The 15,598-nt window shown below is 68.5% G+C and carries 14 protein-coding genes; 8 read left to right on the plus strand and 6 right to left on the minus strand.

What is annotated here, in order from left to right; all coding sequences use genetic code 11:
* Positions 1-50 precede the first annotated feature (50 nt).
* The 5 genes from DBZ32_RS19320 to DBZ32_RS19340 all read right to left on the minus strand — a co-directional run bounded on the left by DBZ32_RS19320 (position 51) and on the right by DBZ32_RS19340 (position 4,646).
* Positions 51-1,382, minus strand: a complete 1,332-nt coding sequence (locus DBZ32_RS19320) for an FMN-binding glutamate synthase family protein (RefSeq protein WP_119168907.1) — start codon at positions 1,380-1,382, stop codon at positions 51-53.
* A gap of 17 nt (positions 1,383-1,399) precedes the next feature.
* Positions 1,400-2,098, minus strand: a complete 699-nt coding sequence (locus tag DBZ32_RS19325) for a protein glxC (RefSeq protein ID WP_119168908.1) — start codon at positions 2,096-2,098, stop codon at positions 1,400-1,402.
* A complete protein-coding gene (locus DBZ32_RS19330) occupies positions 2,095-3,012 on the minus strand; it encodes a class II glutamine amidotransferase (protein WP_119168909.1) in 918 nt (305 codons plus the stop codon). Before DBZ32_RS19330 ends, DBZ32_RS19325 begins: the two co-directional genes overlap by 4 nt.
* A 103-nt stretch (positions 3,013-3,115) precedes the next feature.
* Complete coding sequence (locus DBZ32_RS19335) at positions 3,116-3,748, minus strand: helix-turn-helix domain-containing protein (protein ID WP_119168910.1); 633 nt, start codon at positions 3,746-3,748, stop codon at positions 3,116-3,118.
* A gap of 115 nt (positions 3,749-3,863) precedes the next feature.
* Positions 3,864-4,646: a GntR family transcriptional regulator gene (locus DBZ32_RS19340; RefSeq protein WP_208539328.1), complete on the minus strand. Its 783-nt coding sequence runs from the start codon at positions 4,644-4,646 to the stop codon at positions 3,864-3,866.
* A 159-nt stretch (positions 4,647-4,805) separates the two neighbouring features.
* Here DBZ32_RS19340 and DBZ32_RS19345 point away from each other — a divergent pair, with 159 nt between their 5' ends.
* Genes DBZ32_RS19345 through DBZ32_RS19370 form a run of 6 tightly spaced genes read left to right on the plus strand, consistent with a single transcriptional unit; the run spans position 4,806 to position 11,806 of the window.
* Positions 4,806-6,392, plus strand: coding sequence for an ABC transporter substrate-binding protein (locus DBZ32_RS19345; RefSeq protein WP_119168912.1), 1,587 nt, complete (start codon positions 4,806-4,808; stop codon positions 6,390-6,392).
* A 10-nt stretch (positions 6,393-6,402) separates the two neighbouring features.
* Positions 6,403-7,431 carry an ABC transporter ATP-binding protein gene (locus DBZ32_RS19350; protein WP_235830279.1) on the plus strand — a complete coding sequence of 343 codons (1,029 nt, stop codon included), beginning with the start codon at positions 6,403-6,405 and terminating at the stop codon, positions 7,429-7,431.
* On the plus strand, positions 7,424-8,431 hold the full coding sequence (locus tag DBZ32_RS19355; protein WP_119168913.1) for an ABC transporter ATP-binding protein: 1,008 nt from the start codon (positions 7,424-7,426) through the stop codon (positions 8,429-8,431). The genes DBZ32_RS19350 and DBZ32_RS19355 overlap by 8 nt, the downstream gene beginning before the upstream one ends.
* On the plus strand, positions 8,428-9,354 hold the full coding sequence (locus tag DBZ32_RS19360) for an ABC transporter permease (RefSeq protein WP_235830280.1): 927 nt from the start codon (positions 8,428-8,430) through the stop codon (positions 9,352-9,354). Before DBZ32_RS19355 ends, DBZ32_RS19360 begins: the two co-directional genes overlap by 4 nt.
* Positions 9,351-10,244 carry an ABC transporter permease gene (locus DBZ32_RS19365; protein ID WP_119168914.1) on the plus strand — a complete coding sequence of 298 codons (894 nt, stop codon included), beginning with the start codon at positions 9,351-9,353 and terminating at the stop codon, positions 10,242-10,244. The genes DBZ32_RS19360 and DBZ32_RS19365 overlap by 4 nt, the downstream gene beginning before the upstream one ends.
* A 50-nt stretch (positions 10,245-10,294) precedes the next feature.
* On the plus strand, positions 10,295-11,806 hold the full coding sequence (locus DBZ32_RS19370) for an alkaline phosphatase family protein (protein ID WP_162906858.1): 1,512 nt from the start codon (positions 10,295-10,297) through the stop codon (positions 11,804-11,806).
* Positions 11,807-11,823: 17 nt separating this feature from the next.
* Here DBZ32_RS19370 and DBZ32_RS19375 read toward each other — a convergent pair whose 3' ends face one another.
* Positions 11,824-13,314, minus strand: a complete 1,491-nt coding sequence (locus DBZ32_RS19375) for a DUF1254 domain-containing protein (RefSeq protein WP_162906859.1) — start codon at positions 13,312-13,314, stop codon at positions 11,824-11,826.
* Between the two features lie 312 nt (positions 13,315-13,626).
* Between DBZ32_RS19375 and DBZ32_RS19380 the strand changes: the two genes are divergently transcribed.
* Positions 13,627-14,511, plus strand: coding sequence for an alpha/beta fold hydrolase (locus DBZ32_RS19380; protein ID WP_119168917.1), 885 nt, complete (start codon positions 13,627-13,629; stop codon positions 14,509-14,511).
* A complete protein-coding gene (locus DBZ32_RS19385) occupies positions 14,511-15,572 on the plus strand; it encodes a tartrate dehydrogenase (RefSeq protein WP_119168918.1) in 1,062 nt (353 codons plus the stop codon). Before DBZ32_RS19380 ends, DBZ32_RS19385 begins: the two co-directional genes overlap by 1 nt.
* The last annotated feature ends 26 nt before the right edge of the window (positions 15,573-15,598 follow it).

A 15,598-nucleotide genomic window follows, 5' to 3' on the forward strand; every position in this document is an offset into this window, starting at 1 on the left:
CCCGGTTGGTTGGCCCCCGTTCGTCGGCCCGCTAGTCGATCTCGCGGAGTCTAGTAGCCCTGGCCCGGTATCCAGTCGGTCCCGGCCAGCGGCACCTTTGCCATGGCCGCGGCCTCGACGGTCAGCGCCGCCAAGTCCTCGGGTTCCAGGTTATGCAGGTGACTCTTGCCGCAGGCCCGCGCCAGTGTCTGGGCCTCCAGCGTCAGAACCCGCAGATAGTTGGCCAGCCGTTCGCCCCCCGCTACCGGGTCGAGCCGCCGCTCCAGGTCCGGGTCCTGGGTGGTGATGCCGGCCGGGTCGTTGCCCAGGTGCCAGTCGTCGTAATAGCCGGGCGCCGTCCCCAGCTTGGCGTAGTCCTCGGCTAGCTCCGGCCGGTTGTCGCCCAGCGCGATCAGGGCCGCCGTGCCGATGGACACGGCGTCGGCGCCCAGCGCGACGGCCTTGGCGACGTCGGCGCCGTTGCGGATGCCGCCGGAGACGATCAGCTTGACCGCGCCGCGATGCAGGCCCAGCTCGCGCAAGGCTTCGGCGGCCAGCCGCACGGCCGGCAAGGTCGGAATGCCGACGTGTTCGATGAAGCATTCCTGGGTGGCGCCCGTGCCGCCCTGCATGCCGTCGACCACCACGACGTCGGCGCCGGCCTTCACCGCCAGCAGCGTGTCGTAATAGGTGCGGGTGGCGCCAACCTTGACGTAGACCGGCTTTTCCCAGCCGGTGATCTCGCGCAGCTCCTGGATCTTGATCTCCAGATCGTCCGGTCCGGTCCAGTCGGGATGGCGGCAGGCCGAGCGCTGGTCGACGTCGTGCGGCAGGCTGCGCATGTCGGCGACGCGGTCCGAAATCTTCTGGCCCAGCAGCATGCCGCCGCCGCCGGGTTTGGCGCCCTGGCCGATCACCACTTCGATGGCGTCGGCCTTGCGCAGGTCCTCCGGGTTCATGCCGTAGCGCGAAGGCAGAAGCTGATAGACCAGCAGGTTGGAATGTCCGCGCTCCTCCGCCGTCATGCCGCCGTCGCCCGTGGTGGTGGAGGTGCCGACGGCCGAGGCGCCGCGGCCCAGCGCTTCCTTTGCGTTGGCCGAAAGCGAGCCGAAGCTCATGCCGGCGATGGTGATGGGGATCTGCAGGTGCAGGGGTTTGGAAGCGTGGCGCTCGCCCAGGATCACGTCGGTGCCGCAGCGCTCGCGGTAGCCTTCGAGCGGGTAGCGCGAGACGCTGGCCCCCAGGAAGACCAGGTCATCGAAGTGGGGCAGTGCCCGCTTGGCGCCGAAGCCGCGGATTTTGTAGAGCCCTTCTCTGGCCGCCCGCTGGATCTCGTGAATCGTCGCGGCGTCGAAGAGGGCGGAGGGGCGCAGATGCGCGGGAGGCGAGCGGTCGTGAGACATCGGAGGAAAGGTGTCTCCTAGTAGGCGCCGAGGTTGGAGACCCGGAAGCGATAGAGTTCGCGGGCCGAGCCGTAGCGGCGGAAGTCGGCTGGGTCGGCGGCGATCCCGGCGCGCGCCAGCAGGTCGGTCAGCTGGGCCAGGTGCTCCGGCCGCATCTCCTTTTCGACGCAGTCGGCACCCAGCTCTCCGGCCTGGCCGCGCAGATAGATGCGGGTTTCGTAGAGGCTGTCGCCCAGCCCGGCCTCGGCATCGCCGCAGATCGTCAGCGTGCCGGCCTGGGCCATGAAGGCGCTGTTGTGGCCGACCGATCCGCCCACCACGATGTCGAGTCCCTTCAGCGAGATGCCGCAGCGCGCCGCCGCGTTGCCTTCGATCACCAGCAGACCGCCGTGGCCGCTCGCGCCCGCCGACTGACTGGCGTCGCCGGTCACCCGCACGAGGCCCGACATCATATTCTCGGCCAGCCCGGTGCCGGCGTTGCCCGCGACCGCGATCCGGCCCCCGTCGTTCATGCCGGCGCAGTAGTAGCCGACGTGGCCGCGCAGGGTGACCTCGACCGGCCGCCGCAGGCCGACGGCGAGGCTGTGGCGGCCGAGCGGGTTCAGCACCTCGAAGGCCGCGCCGGTTTCGGCGCCCTGCAGTCGCCGGTTCAGGTCGCGGACCTCCAGCCGGTCGAGGTCCAGCGCCTCGGATGCCGCTGCCAGCGCCGCCTTCATTCCGAGCCCCAGCTATAGACCTGACCGGGCGCCGGCTCCCAGACCCTGGCCTGCTCGACGCCCGGCAGGCGGGCGATGGCGCGGAATTCGCTGGCCATGGCGACCCAGTCGTCGGTCTCGGCCAGCACCGCCGGCTTGCAGGCGATGGGGTCGCGCAGCACGGCGAAGCCGTCGCCGGTGCCGACCGCGAAGGTGTAGAAGCCGTCCAGGTCGGTCAGGGCGGCCTCCAGCGCCTCGGCAATGCTCGCGCCTTCGCTCAGCCGGTAGGTCAGATAGCCGGCGGCCACTTCGCTGTCGTTCTCGGTCTGGAACCGTGCGTCGCCCCGGCGCTGCAGCCAACGCTTGACCTGGTGGTGATTGGAGAGCGAGCCGTTATGCACGAGGCAAAGATCGTCGCCGGTGTTGAAGGGATGCGCGCCCTCGGTCGTCACCGCGCTCTCGGTCGCCATGCGGGTGTGGCCGATGGCGTGGCTGCCGGCCATCTGCGGCACCGCGAAGCGCTCGAGGATCGCCGCCGGCAGGCCGATCTCCTTGTAGATCTCCAGGCTGTGGCCGGCGCTCATGATCCGCACCTCCGGCCGTTCGGCCAGCAACCAGGCGCGCAGCTTCGCCGGGGCGCCGGTCGCATGGAGCAGGGCGTGAGAGGCCAGGCGTTCGACCTCGACGGCGATGCCGGCGGCCGCCCCCAGATCGTGCGCCAGTCCGTCCCAGTCGAAGGCCGGGTCAGCATGGTAGAGCGACAGTTTGCAGTGCCGCGGGTCCCCGGCGGCGTTTCGGCCAACGTCCCTGTAGACCGCGATGCCGGCACTGTCCGGTCCGCGTTCGCTCATCTCGCGCAACATGGGGGAGAAGAGCGCGCCGAGCTTCGGCTGCAACTCCGGCGTCTTGAGAAACAGTCCCGCAATGCCGCACATGGCCGACGCCGCTCCCTGAGATCTGCCGACGGACTCCATCGGTATCCGCGATATAACTATCAAGAATGAGATAGTCGTAAAAGGAATATATGGATTGCGGCGGCTACCCGTCCCGCTGACGGCCGTAGCAGATCACCGAGAGGTAGGTGGCGGGCAGCTCCAGCAGCTTCGAGGGACCATGCGGCGCCAGGGCGTCGAAGAAGAGGGAATCGCCGGGACCGAGCGGGAAGAGGCGTTCGCCGTGGCGATAGACGACGCGGCCGGACAGCATGTGGATGAACTCCATGCCGGCATGGCGGAACTCCTCGTAGGGCTCCGAGTCCCGGTCGAGAGTGATCATGTAGGGCTCGACCGCCAGCTCGCCGCGCAGCGAATGCCCGAGCAGGTGATAGAGATGCCCCGCCCGTGTGCCGCGCCGGTCGATGCCGAGACCCTGGCCGGCCGGAACGTAGGAGACGTCGCGGCTCTGCTCCAGGGTGCCGAAGAAGGCGGAGATCGGCACCGCCAGCGCCTCGGCCAGGGCGGAGAGCGTGGCCAGGGACGGGCTCGTCTGACCGGTCTCGATCTTGGAGAGCATGCCCTGGGACAGGCCGGCGCTCTCGGCCAGCGCCGCCATGGTCATGTCCTGGCGCTTGCGCAGACGCCGGACCTCGGCACCGATGGTCGCCTCCAGCTTGAGCGGCGCGGTGTCTTCGTCGTCGGTCCTGCGGCTTTCGCCGTTGTCGCGCTGGTTCATTGGCACCCGAAGATCCGTTCGATTGCGCCTTCGCGCCTACGATCCCATGGCAAGACCCGAGTCCGCTACAGGTCTGTCGAAGGTACGCGGGCGGCCTGTGGGTGGAGCGCGGTCTCTAAGCGTCGCGCGGTTCCGGGAACTGGCCGACGACGATCTCCAGCGCGTCGCTCAGCCAGTACTCGCGATCGACTTCGACGACACGCCCCCCATGCTGCTTGATGCGGGTGATGTGCAGGCCGGGCGACCCCGCTCTAACCCCGAGCGCCTCGGTCGCGACGCCGAAGAGATTGGTGGGACGTGCCCGAAAGCCGATCATTTCGGTCCGGATGCCATGGCGCCGTTCCAGGGTCTGGGTGAGCGGCGACTCGTACGGCAGGTCGCAGTAGCCCGGGACGGCCTTCTCCAGCAGAAAGAGTTCCCCGTACTCGATACGGCGACCGTTCATGAGCGCGACCGCGCGTTCCAGGATCAAGGGCTCGCCTTCCTCGCAATCGAACATGCGGGCGAGCGAACCGGTCGCTTCGGTCCGGAGCCGTCCAAGGTAAAGCGGCTCGGCGATGTGGCCCTGGGAGGGAATCAAGCGCATGACATTGACATGCTGGGTCGGGTCGTAGCGCAGGCGAGGGGGGCTGACGAAGTAGCCGCGCCGCTCGGCCCGGTAGATCAGGCCTTCTCCCTCCAGCATGCGCAGGGCCTCGCGGATCGTCATGCGTGCCACGCCCAGCTCCGCCGCCAGTTCGCGCTCCGACGGCAGCCGCCCGCCGACCCCGATCGTGCCGGAGCCGATCCGCCGCACGAGGATCTCCCGCAGCTGCAGGAAAAGCGGCAGTTGGCTGGTGTCGCGCTCCGGCGCGGCGGCTGCCGCGGTCGCCCGCCTTTTTTCCTTCCGAATGGCCACCAACTGCCCTGTTCCCTTCCCTTGCCGGTGAAGCGTTACAAAACCTTCACCGTTATGACGTCGTCGCCGGGAGAGTTCCATGTTATTCCCTATTCAATCTGGTCTAGACCAGATTAGGAGACAAGTGTCATTGCCGCACTGAAGGGGAGGAAGCCAGCCATGACCTTTACGATCCTGAACTTGGGGAGGCCCGCACGCGCCGCTGCCGCCGCGCTCGCCGTGGCCGCCACCGCGCTGTTCGCCGGCGGTACGGCCGAAGCGCGCGGCCTGACCGTCGCCGTTCAGAAATTGCCCGATGTCCTCGAACCCGCGATGGAGAACTCGAACGTCCATCTCCGGGTGATCTATTCGATCTTCGACACCCTGGTGAAGACCGACTATCGCAACGGCGGTCAGTTGAAGCCGGCGCTGGCGACGGACTGGGAGATCGAAAGCCCCCGTTCCATCGTCTTCACGCTGCGCGAGGACGTGACCTTCCATAACGGTGCGAAGATGACGGCCGAGGACGTGGCCTGGGCCTTCGGTCCCGAGCGCCTGAACACGCGCGCCGAGGGTACGGGCAGCGGCGGAACCGTCGTGGTCCGGCCCTTCCTGGGCGGGATCGAGTCGGTCGAAGTCCTGGATCGCCACCGGCTGCGCATCACGATGGCTGAGGACGATGCGCTGATCCTGCAGCGCTTCGCGAACTACCCGGCTCAGATCGGCTCCAAGGCCGGGTTCGAGGCCGCCGGCTCCTGGACCGAATGGGCAAAGCAGCCCGTGGGTACGGGCCCCTACGAAGTCGCGGAGTTCGTCTTCGGCGAGCGGCTGGTGCTGCGGCCTTTCGAAGGCTACTGGGGCGAGAGCAAAGCCGCTGCGGAGGAAGTGACCTTCGTCGTCGTTCCCGAGATCGCGACCCGCATCGCGGGTCTGCGCTCCGGCCAGTTCGACATCATCACCGAGGTCGGCCCGGACCATATCGCGGAGATCGAGCAGGCCCAGGGTGTCGGCATTGTCGGCGGGTCGATCCTGAACATTCGCGGCCTGATCTACGACAGTGCGGGCGAGGGCAACCCCATGGCCGATCCGCGGGTGCGTCAGGCGCTCAACCTCGCCATCGACCGCCAGGCCATCGTCGACAGCCTCTACGACGGCAAAACCGAGGTGACCCGGGGCTGGCAGATGGAGGTCTTCGGCGACATGTATCTGGCCGACCGACCGAAGTCGGTCTACGATGTGGCGCAGGCCAAGGCGCTGTTGCAGGAAGCCGGCTACGACGGCGAGGAGATCGTCTATCGCTCGCAGCAGGGCTACTACACGAACCAGGGCCAGACCGCGCAGATCCTCGTTTCGATGTGGAAGCAGGCCGGCCTGAACGTCCGGCTCGATATGGTCGAGAACTGGGATCAGATCTACGAGGACACCGCCGATCGCGGCATCTTCGACGGCTCCTTCACCGCCTACTATCCCGATCCGGTCGGCCAGATCTGGCGTCGCTTCGGCCCGAAGGGCTCCTGGGTCCAGCGGGGAATCTACGACCTCGACGAGAGCTTCGTGGAACTCGGCACGGAATTGGAGACCAATCCGGACGTCCAGGCGCGCCGCGAGGTCTTCGCCCAGATGCTGGATGCGTTCAAGGAGAACCCCCACGGCACGCCGCTGCATGCTCTGACTCAGTTCTACGGAGTTCGCGACGATGTGGACTGGACACCCTATCCGACCCAGTACATGAACCTGACCGACGCCGAACTGTCCTTCGCCGAGTGAGCCGGCGCGCGTGACGGACATCGCATCTTCTCCGGCCGCGCCGCCACGCGATCGCGTGGCGGCGCCGCTGGTCGAGGCGGAGGGGCTGAGTGTCTCCTTCGCTGCCGAATTCGGATCGCTGCCTGCCGTGCGCGGTGTCGATCTCCGGTTGGAGTCGGGTGAGATCCTGGGCCTCGTGGGGGAGTCGGGATCGGGAAAAAGCGTCACCTGCCAAGCGCTGCTGGGGCTCCTGCCGGCCTCTTCGACCGTCACCGGCCGTCTGCGTGTCGCGGGCGAGACGCTGGCCGCGGGAGACGCCTTCGCTTTCGAGCGGCTGCGCGGCGATACGATCTCGATGATCTTCCAAGATCCCATGAGCGCGCTCGATCCTTTGATGACCGGGCGTGCGCATCTCTATCAGCGGCTGCGCCGCCATGGCCTGCAGGGGGATGGCGAGGAGCGGGCGCGGGAGCTTCTGCATCAGGCCGGCATCGCCGACGCGGCGCGCGTCCTGGACGCCTACCCGCATCAGCTTTCGGGCGGGCTGTGTCAGCGCGTGGTCATTGCGCTGGCCCTCGCGGGCGGGCCGCAGGTTCTGATCGCGGACGAGCCCACGACCGCGCTGGACGTCACGGTCCAGGCGCAGGTGCTGGATCTGCTGGAGGAGCTGCGCCGGACCCGGGGGCTCGCGGTGATCCTGATCAGTCACGATCTGGGTGTCGTGGCGGAGATCTGCGACCGCATCGCCGTCATGTACGCGGGCCAGATCGTCGAGACCGGCCCCACCGAGGCTGTGCTGCGGCGGCCCGCCCATCCCTATACTCTGGGTCTGCTCGCGTCGCGCCCGTCCTTGAGCGGTCCGCGCCGGGAACTGCGCGCGATCCGTGGGTCGGCCCCGACGCCGGACGCCCTCCCGACGGGCTGTACCTTCGCGCCCCGCTGCGACCGCGGGACGGCGGTCTGTCGCGCCCCGGCGGAGTTGCTGTCGCTGCGGTCGGGCCTGTCGCAGCACCGCCTGGCCCGCTGCCATCTGCCGCTGACGGAGGACGCGCATGGCTGAACCATCGCGCCTGTCGGTCCGCGATGTCCGGCTCGGCTACGGCCGGCGCGGCCAGCCCCTCGTCCATGCGGTCGACGGCGTCAGCTTCGATCTGCACGCAGGGGAGACCTTCGGCATCGTCGGAGAATCGGGCTGCGGAAAATCCAGTCTCGCCAAGTCGATCACGGGCCTGAACGGGCCGAACGCGCAAGTCGCGGGAGAAGTCCGGCTCGACGGTCGGCGGATCGACGATCAGGATGCTCGCGCCTGGAAGGTCACGCGGCGGCGACTGCAATACGTGTTTCAGGATCCGCTCGGGGCGCTCGACCCCCGGATGCCGGTTCTCGCCCAGGTGCGCGAACCGCTCGACGTGCATCGCGTCGGGTCGGCGCGCGGGCGGGCGGAACGCGCGGCCAGGCTTCTGACCGACCTCGGCGTCGGTCAGAAGCTTCACGGCTATGCTCCGGTGGAACTCTCGGGAGGCCAACGGCAGCGCGTGGTGCTGGCGCGGGCGCTCGCCCTGGCGCCGGATGTCCTGCTCTGCGACGAGCCGGTTTCGGCGCTCGACGTTTCGATCCAGGCCCAGATCCTGACGCTGCTCGGCGGGCTGCAGAAGGACTTCGGACTGACGCTGCTGTTCATCAGCCACGACCTGGCGGTGGTACGTCACGTCAGCCGGCGCGTCGCCGTGATGTATCTGGGCCGCTTCGTCGAGGTCGGCGAGATCGATGCGGTCTTCGCCCGCCCGGCGCATCCCTACACGCGGGCGCTGATCGCCTCCGCGCCCAGCGCCGCGGACAGGTTGGGACGGAGCGGCCACCGCATTCGCCTGGACGGAGAGACACCCTCGCCGGCAGCCCGCCCGAAGGGCTGCGCATTCGCGGCGCGCTGCCCGGTGGCGCAGTCCCTTTGCCGGTCCCACGACCCGGCCCTGACGCCGCTGACCCCGAGTTCGCTAACTCAGGGCGACGGTCGCGCGGTCGCCTGTCATTTTCCCTACGCGCCGGAGGCCGCCGCGTGAGCCCCAGCTGGGTCGTCAGCCGTCTCGGGCGGTCGCTGGTGACGCTCTGGCTGCTGATGAGCTTCACCTTCGTCGCTCTCACCCTCAGCGCCGATCCGGCCCTGCAGATTCTGGGGCCGGAGGCGGACGAGGAGGCTCTGGCGGCCTTCCGTCAGGCCTGGGGTCTCGACCAGCCGCTGTGGCGGCAGTATCTGCAGCATCTGGGGCGGATCGCGGCCTTCGATTTCGGTCTGTCCTATCGCACCGCCGAACCTGCGATCGAGATGGTGATGGCGCGGCTGCCGGCCAGCCTCAGCCTGATGATTCCGACCGGGCTGCTGGCCGTCGCGGTCGGCGTGCCACTGGGCGTGCTGGCCGCGATCCGGCGCAACACGCTGATCGACCGCGGCGCGATGATGTTCGCGATCCTGGGTTTCGCGGTGCCGAACTTCCTGGTGGGCATCCTGCTGATCTACGCCTTTTCGGTCTGGCTCGGCTGGCTGCAGCCCTCGGGCATCGTCGACTGGCGCTCCTGGATCATGCCGGTGATCACCATGGCCTCGGCCGAGGCGGCGATCTTCGCGCGCTTCGCGCGGACCTCCATGGCGGAGGTGCTGGGTCACCCGATGATGCGCACGGCGCTGGCCAACGGCATTCCCTGGCGCCAGGCGGTGCGCGAGCACGCTTTGCCGAATGCCGCCATCCCTATCGTCACCATGATCGGGCTGGTCTTCGGCGGGCTGATCGCCAGCGGCGTAATCACGGAGAACGTCTTCTCCTGGCCGGGGATCGGCCGCTTCCTGGTCGATTCGGTCGCGGCGCGGGACTTCGCGGTCGTGCAGACCATCGTGCTGCTGGTCGGCGTCACCATGATCCTCGCGAACCTGATCGTCGATCTGGCCTACGGCTGGATCGATCCGCGCGTTCGGGACAGCCGGCGATGATCGTGGCGGAGGAGCAGGCCCCGGACCGCGCCACGCCCGCCGTCCCAACGCCGGCGGCGCGCTGGCGCCGCTGGCCGCCGCTGGTGCTGGCCTCGACCGCCGTGATCGCCCTGGCGGTCTTCGTCACAGTCTTCGCCCAATGGCTGATGCCCTATCCGATCGACGAGCTGGACCTGCTCAACCGCTACGCCCCGCCGGTCTTCATGGGCGGAAGCTGGGCCCATCCCCTGGGCACCGACGGGCTGGGCCACGACATGCTGACCCTGCTGCTGCGCGCGATCCAGGTCAGTCTCTCCATCGCCTTTCTTGGCACGCTGATCGGCGCCGTCGCGGGCACCGCGATCGGCTTCGCCGCCGCGCGCTTCGGCGGCTGGGTCGATGCGACCGTCGGCGTGCTGGTGGACTTCCAGGCCGCGCTTCCCTTTCTGGTGCTCGCCCTCGCCCTGCTGGCGGTCCTGCCTGATGCGAACTTCATGACCTTCGTGATCCTGATGTGCATCTACGGGTGGGAGCGTTATGCGCGTCTGGCGCGGGGGCTGGCCATCGCAGCGCAGCAAGAGGGATACGTCGCTGCGCAGCGGGCCATCGGCTCGGGCTGGGGCCGGATCTACCTGCGCCACATCCTGCCGAACGTCGCCGCCACCCTGGTGGTGACCATGACCTGGAACTTTCCCGCCACGATTCTGACCGAAACCTCGCTCAACTTTCTCGGCGTCGGCATCGAGCCGCCGGACACCAGCCTGGGCGTGCTGATCGGGGAGGGACGCAGCCACCTCTACCGCGCGCCCTGGATCGCGATCCTGCCGGGTCTGGTCGTGTTCTTCGTGACCTTCGCGATGAGCATCCTGGGCGACTGGCTGCGCGACCGGCTGGATGCCACGAGCCGCTGAAGATCCGCGGCAGAGACATTCGGGACATCGAAAAAGGATTGATGGAGACGATGACCAAACGGCCAGTTGCGAAACGGGCGGTGATCTGTGTGTTCGACGGCCTGAGGCCGGACCGGGTGACGGCCGAGCTGATGCCCAACCTCTGGCGTTTTGCGACCGAGGGGACCTGGTTTCGCGAGTCCCGTTCGGTCTTCCCGTCTGTGACACGGGTCGCGGCGGCGAGCTTCGCGACCGGGTCGCGGCCGCAGAGCCACGGCATCGTCGACAACGCCTTTTTCGATCCGTCCGTCGTCCCGGACGCTATTCTCAACACGGCCAATGCCGCCCACCTCCGCGCCGCCGAGGCGCGCTACGACGGGCGTTTCGTCGAGGCCGAGAGCTTCGGCGGTGCGCTGGAGCAGGCCGGCAAGCGCTACGCCGTGGTCCACACCGGCTCCGCCGGAACCACCTATCTGGTGAATCACAGGGCGCGCGCGCAAGGGCACTGGACCTTCGCCGTAGAGGGGCCGGAGGCGACGCAAACGCCCGAGGCGGTGGCAGAGGCAGTGGCGCGCTTCGGCCCCTTGCCGGCGACGCCGACGCCCAGGATCGCGGAGATGGCCTATGGCACCAAGGTCTTCGTCGACCGGGTCCTGACCGAGAAGCGTCCCGAGGCCGCCTTGATCTGGTTCTGCGAACCGGACACGGCGTATCACTATCGCGGAATCGGATCCAAGGACGCCCTCAAGGCCACCCGCGCGGTCGATGGTCATTTCGGGGAGATTCTGGACGCCATCGCCGCCGGACCCGACGCGGAGGAGACGGTCGTGGTCGCGATGAGCGATCACGGGCAGATCGCGATGACCGGAGAGGTGGATCTGAACGACCTGCTGACCGAGGCGGGCTTTCCCACCGCCTCGGCACCCGGCGAGGGTATCGAGGTGCTGGCAACCAAGGGCTCGACCTGCGGCCTGTCCCTGCGAGACCCCGATCCGGCGCGGCTTGCCGCGCTGGCCGCCGTGCTGATGGACTTGCCGGAGACCGGAATGCTGTTCTCGCGCAATCATTCGGCGGTGCAGGGGATGGAGGAGGGCAGGGAGGAAGGCATCGTGCCCGGCACGCTGCCCTACGGACGGGTGGGCGTCGATCATGTCCGCGCGCCGGATCTCTTCTGGATCGCGCGCTCCTCGCTGAGCCCCGATGCGCAGGGCTTGCCGGGCACCGGCCTCCACACCGGCGGCACCGGTGTGCAGCTTGGCGGCGGCATGCATGGCGGGCTCCACCCGGTGGAACTGAACACCATGCTGGCCTTCGGAGGCGCCGTCGCTCCGGCGCTGGGTGAGGTTTCGGATCCCGCCGACCTGACCGACATCGTCCCGACCCTACTCCACCTGCTCGACTGTCCGATCCCCGCAGGCATGACGGGGCGGCCCTTGCGGGCCGTGACCGGGGAGGAGCGGCAGGAAAGCGGCGTTCAAACCCTCGCGGCCGGTCGCGGCGGCTTCGAGCAAAGGCTGGTTCTCGCGGTGACGGGAGACCGCTCTATTCCGCTGAGCGGTGGCCCGTCGCGCGGTGGGTTATGAGCGGCAGGCTCCGGGTATCAGTCCGTCCGTGGCAAGGGAACGACGGGCGGCGGGGTCCAGTCGCCGCGCAAAATCGCGGGGCGGGGCTGGTAGGTGCGGAGGACCAGGGAGAAGGAAGCACCGGGCGCAGGCAGCCAATTGGCCGCTTGCCCGTTGGCCGGGGCGTTCTCTTGAATGAGAAGCTCCAGGCCCCCGTCGGCGTCGAAGACCAGGCCGTCCCTGCGGCTGCCGATCGTGTAGCGTCGCAAGTCGTTCTCGAAGGGGCGGTCGGTTCTTCGGTCGGTGAGGGCGAGCGACCAGAAAGCATTCACCGGCGGCAACTCGCCCGGCGCAAAGCGAATCCGGTAGCCGGCCCTGCCGCCGTCCAGGGGTGCGCCCTCACGGTCGGCGACGGCGGTGAAGGCGAGGGCCTCTTCCTTGACGTTGGCAGCGGGGTACAGCCGGCTGGCGGCCGCGCGCTGCAGGTAGTTCCGGCCGTACATGCCCAGATCGGCATGGGTCCAGCCCTCGAGGGTTTGTCCGATCTGGCGTGCGCTTTCCTCGATCATCGCCAGGGCGTCGTCGTAGGCGCGGACCAGGCCGCGCCGGACCGCCGGGGGCAGCGCTTCGGCCTCGAAGCGGCGGTCGAGCCGCAAACCGAAGCGCGCGAAGGCGGACACAAGGCCTTTGTCGCAGTCCGGCAGGCCGCCGGCGCGCAAGGCGTCGGCCAGCAGGCGGTAGAATTCGAGGGGCGGTAGCGGTTGCCCGGCCGCCGGCGCCGGGAGTTCGGCGCTCCGCAGCCGAGCCGTGGCGCCGCAGTAGACGCAGAGCGGCAGGAAGCTGAACTGCTCTTGCAGGGCCTGGACCGCCGGCATGTCCTCCAGGCCCTCGAGGGAAATCTGCAGCAGAACGCGCAGGTAGCGGGTGGAAACGTGGAAGGGTGTCAGCTCTTCCGGCAGATCGCCGGTCCAGCCGGGCGGGACGATGGCGAAGCGCCCGGCGCCCGTGCCGTAGGTTCGGCGGCCGATGTTGGTGGCATTGGCGAAAAGATCCTGAAAACAGGCGGTGTAGTAGCGCCCCGACATCTCCGGAACGGTGAAGACCGCCGGTTCCTCGGAAAGGTCGAGCCAGGCGTCCGACGTCACGATGTCGGGATTCGGCGTCCCGGCGGCCGAATCGTCCGGCGCCGGAGGGTGCCCAACCCGGACGCGCCCGTGCCGGAAGCGATTGAAGCCGATGGACCCAGGGTCGCGGAGCCGGGGGTGGTCCGGGGCTTGCGTCCGCGCAACCATGCCGCGGTAGAGCGCCACGCTGCCGTAGCCGTAGATCATGGCCTGGACGCCCAGGCTATAGGCGTCCAGCTCCTGAAAGCGCTCGCCAGCCGGCAGGATGTCGTCGTGGTCCGGTATGCGGAACTGAGTGATCGCCGGCGCGCCGCGCGGCGCGCTCGCTGCCTGCGGTCGGTCTGGATCCCAGCCCTCGAGACCCAGCATGGTCGCCAGAAACACTGGCCTGCCGGCCTCCGTCATCGTGTCATGGGCCTCCACTGCCCTTAGGAGTCTAAGGGGGACATAGCGCGAAGGCGCGGCCATCCGAATGAAGTTGATGGAACTTATCCGAGACCGGGTTTTCACCCTCTCGGTCTCACCGGTTCTACGAGGACATTACGGCAGGAATTCGGGTGGAACTTAGGGAAGCGGCACCCTCAGCAGCAGGCCAGCGCGAAGAAGCCGCCGATCCAGGATTTTCTGGCGTATCCGACCCGGGTGGCGCCATGAATCGGAATTTCGGCCGAATGATTCCAATTGGACGACTCCGATGATCTCCGACTAGCTGGCCTCATGTTCGAAGGATTCGAAGCGTTCGATATCGACACGGGCGATGCCGTGATCCACGGGGTGACGGGGGGCCAGGGGCCGCCGCTTCTGCTGCTGCACGGGTACCCCCAGACCCATGCCATGTGGCACAAGGTGGCGCCGAGCCTGGCCGCGCGCTTCCGGGTGGTTGCGGCGGATCTCCGCGGCTACGGGCGCTCCTCCAAACCGCCGAGCGTGCCCGATCACGCGACCTATTCGAAGCGCGCCATGGCGGCCGACATGGCAACGGTCATGCGGGCGCTGGGCCATGAGCGGTTCCTGCTGGCCGGCCACGACCGCGGCGCCCGGGTCGCCCATCGTCTCGCGCTCGATCATCCCGAGCGGGTCGAACGCCTGGCCGTTCTGGACATCGCGCCGACTCGCGAGATGTACGCTGGCACGACCGAGGGCTTCGCCCGCGCCTACTGGCACTGGTTCATGCTGATCCAGCCGGCCCCTTTGCCCGAGCGGATGATCGCGGCCGATCCCGAAGCCTTCTGGCGCAAGAAATGCGGCTCCGGTCCGGCGGGGCTGACTGTCTTCGCGGCCGAGGCGCTGGAAGACTATCTGGCGGCCTTTCGCGATCCGGCGACGATCCATGCGAGCTGCGAGGACTATCGGGCGGCGGCCGGCCTCGACATCGCCCACGACGACGCCGACGGCGGCCTGAAGCTGAGTTGCCCGCTGCTGGCGCTCTGGGCCGAGAAAGGTGCCATCGCGGCGCATTTCGACTGCCTGGCGCTCTGGCGACTGCGGGCCGAGGATGTCCGCGGCGAGGCGCTGCCCGGCGGTCACTACCTGGCCGAGGAGCTGCCCGAGCTCGTCGCCGACAGATTGATGCAGTTCTTCTCCGAAGGGTCCCCCGCGTGATGGCAAAGACCTACCGCATCGCGTCCATTCCCGGCGACGGTATCGGCAGGGAGGTGATCCCGGTCGGCCAGCGCGCGATCGAGGCGGTGGCCGCCCGGCATGGTTTCGGGGTCGCCTGGACCGAGTTCGACTGGTCCTGCGAGCGCTATGCCGAGACCGGGCGCATGATGCCGGAGGATGGCGTCGCCCAGGTGAAGGGGCACGACGCCATCTATCTCGGTGCCGTCGGCTATCCGGGCGTAGCGGACCATGTGTCGCTTTGGGGCTTGCTGATTCCACTGCGGCGCGAGCTGGATCTCTACGCCAATGTACGGCCTGTGCGCCTGTTGCGCGGCGTGACCTCGCCGCTGGCCGGGCGCGGGCCCGAGGACATCGACTTCGTCGTGGTGCGCGAGAATGTCGAGGGCGAGTATTCGGAGATCGGCGGACGGCTCTACCACGGCACCGATCAGGAGACCGCGAGCCAGCTTTCGGTCTTCACCCGCCGTGGCACCGACCGCATCATGGACTATGCCTTCGAACTGGCGAAGACGCGGCGCGGCAAGGTCGCCTCCGCCACCAAGTCGAACGGCATCGTTCACACCATGCCCTTCTGGGACGAGCGCTTCGCGGCCGCGCAGGCGCGTCATCCGGAGGTGACCGGCGCGCAGTTCCACATCGATATCCTGACCGCCCACTTCGTCCTGCACCCCGACTGGTTCGACGTGGTGGTGGGCTCCAACCTTTTCGGCGACATCCTGTCCGACCTCGGCCCGGCGGTCGCCGGTTCGATCGGCATCGCGCCGGCGGCCAATCTCAATCCCGAGCGCATGTTCCCCTCGCTGTTCGAACCGGTGCATGGTTCGGCGCCGGACATCGCCGGCCAGGGTATCGCCAATCCCGTCGCGGCGGTCTGGACGGCCGCGATGATGCTGGACCACCTCGGCGAGGCCGAAGCCGCCCGGGCCTTGATCGCCGCCGTCGAGACCTCGCTGGAGCGGCCGGAAACCCGCACCCGCGACCTCGGCGGGACGGCCGATACCCTGAGCGCCGCCGCCGCGATCCTCGAGGCTGTCGGCTAGAGCTAGCGCTCTCTCTTTCGCCTCCC

Source organism: Algihabitans albus (genome assembly GCF_003572205.1).
Lineage (GTDB): Bacteria > Pseudomonadota > Alphaproteobacteria > Kiloniellales > DSM-21159 > Algihabitans > Algihabitans albus.

Excerpts from the sequence above, each read along its gene's own strand:
- DBZ32_RS19345 (WP_119168912.1), top strand. The coding sequence starts at position 4,806 with ATGACCTTTACGATCCTGAACTTGGGGAGGCCCGCACGCGCCGCTGCC.
- DBZ32_RS19325 (WP_119168908.1), bottom strand. The coding sequence starts at position 2,098 with ATGAAGGCGGCGCTGGCAGCGGCATCCGAGGCGCTGGACCTCGACCGG.
- DBZ32_RS19355 (WP_119168913.1), top strand. The coding sequence starts at position 7,424 with ATGGCTGAACCATCGCGCCTGTCGGTCCGCGATGTCCGGCTCGGCTAC.
- DBZ32_RS19370 (WP_162906858.1), top strand. The coding sequence starts at position 10,295 with ATGACCAAACGGCCAGTTGCGAAACGGGCGGTGATCTGTGTGTTCGAC.
- DBZ32_RS19365 (WP_119168914.1), top strand. The coding sequence starts at position 9,351 with ATGATCGTGGCGGAGGAGCAGGCCCCGGACCGCGCCACGCCCGCCGTC.
- DBZ32_RS19385 (WP_119168918.1), top strand. The coding sequence starts at position 14,511 with ATGGCAAAGACCTACCGCATCGCGTCCATTCCCGGCGACGGTATCGGC.
- DBZ32_RS19375 (WP_162906859.1), bottom strand. The coding sequence starts at position 13,314 with ATGACGGAGGCCGGCAGGCCAGTGTTTCTGGCGACCATGCTGGGTCTC.
- DBZ32_RS19380 (WP_119168917.1), top strand. The coding sequence starts at position 13,627 with ATGTTCGAAGGATTCGAAGCGTTCGATATCGACACGGGCGATGCCGTG.
- DBZ32_RS19320 (WP_119168907.1), bottom strand. The coding sequence starts at position 1,382 with ATGTCTCACGACCGCTCGCCTCCCGCGCATCTGCGCCCCTCCGCCCTC.
- DBZ32_RS19330 (WP_119168909.1), bottom strand. The coding sequence starts at position 3,012 with ATGTGCGGCATTGCGGGACTGTTTCTCAAGACGCCGGAGTTGCAGCCG.
- DBZ32_RS19335 (WP_119168910.1), bottom strand. The coding sequence starts at position 3,748 with ATGAACCAGCGCGACAACGGCGAAAGCCGCAGGACCGACGACGAAGAC.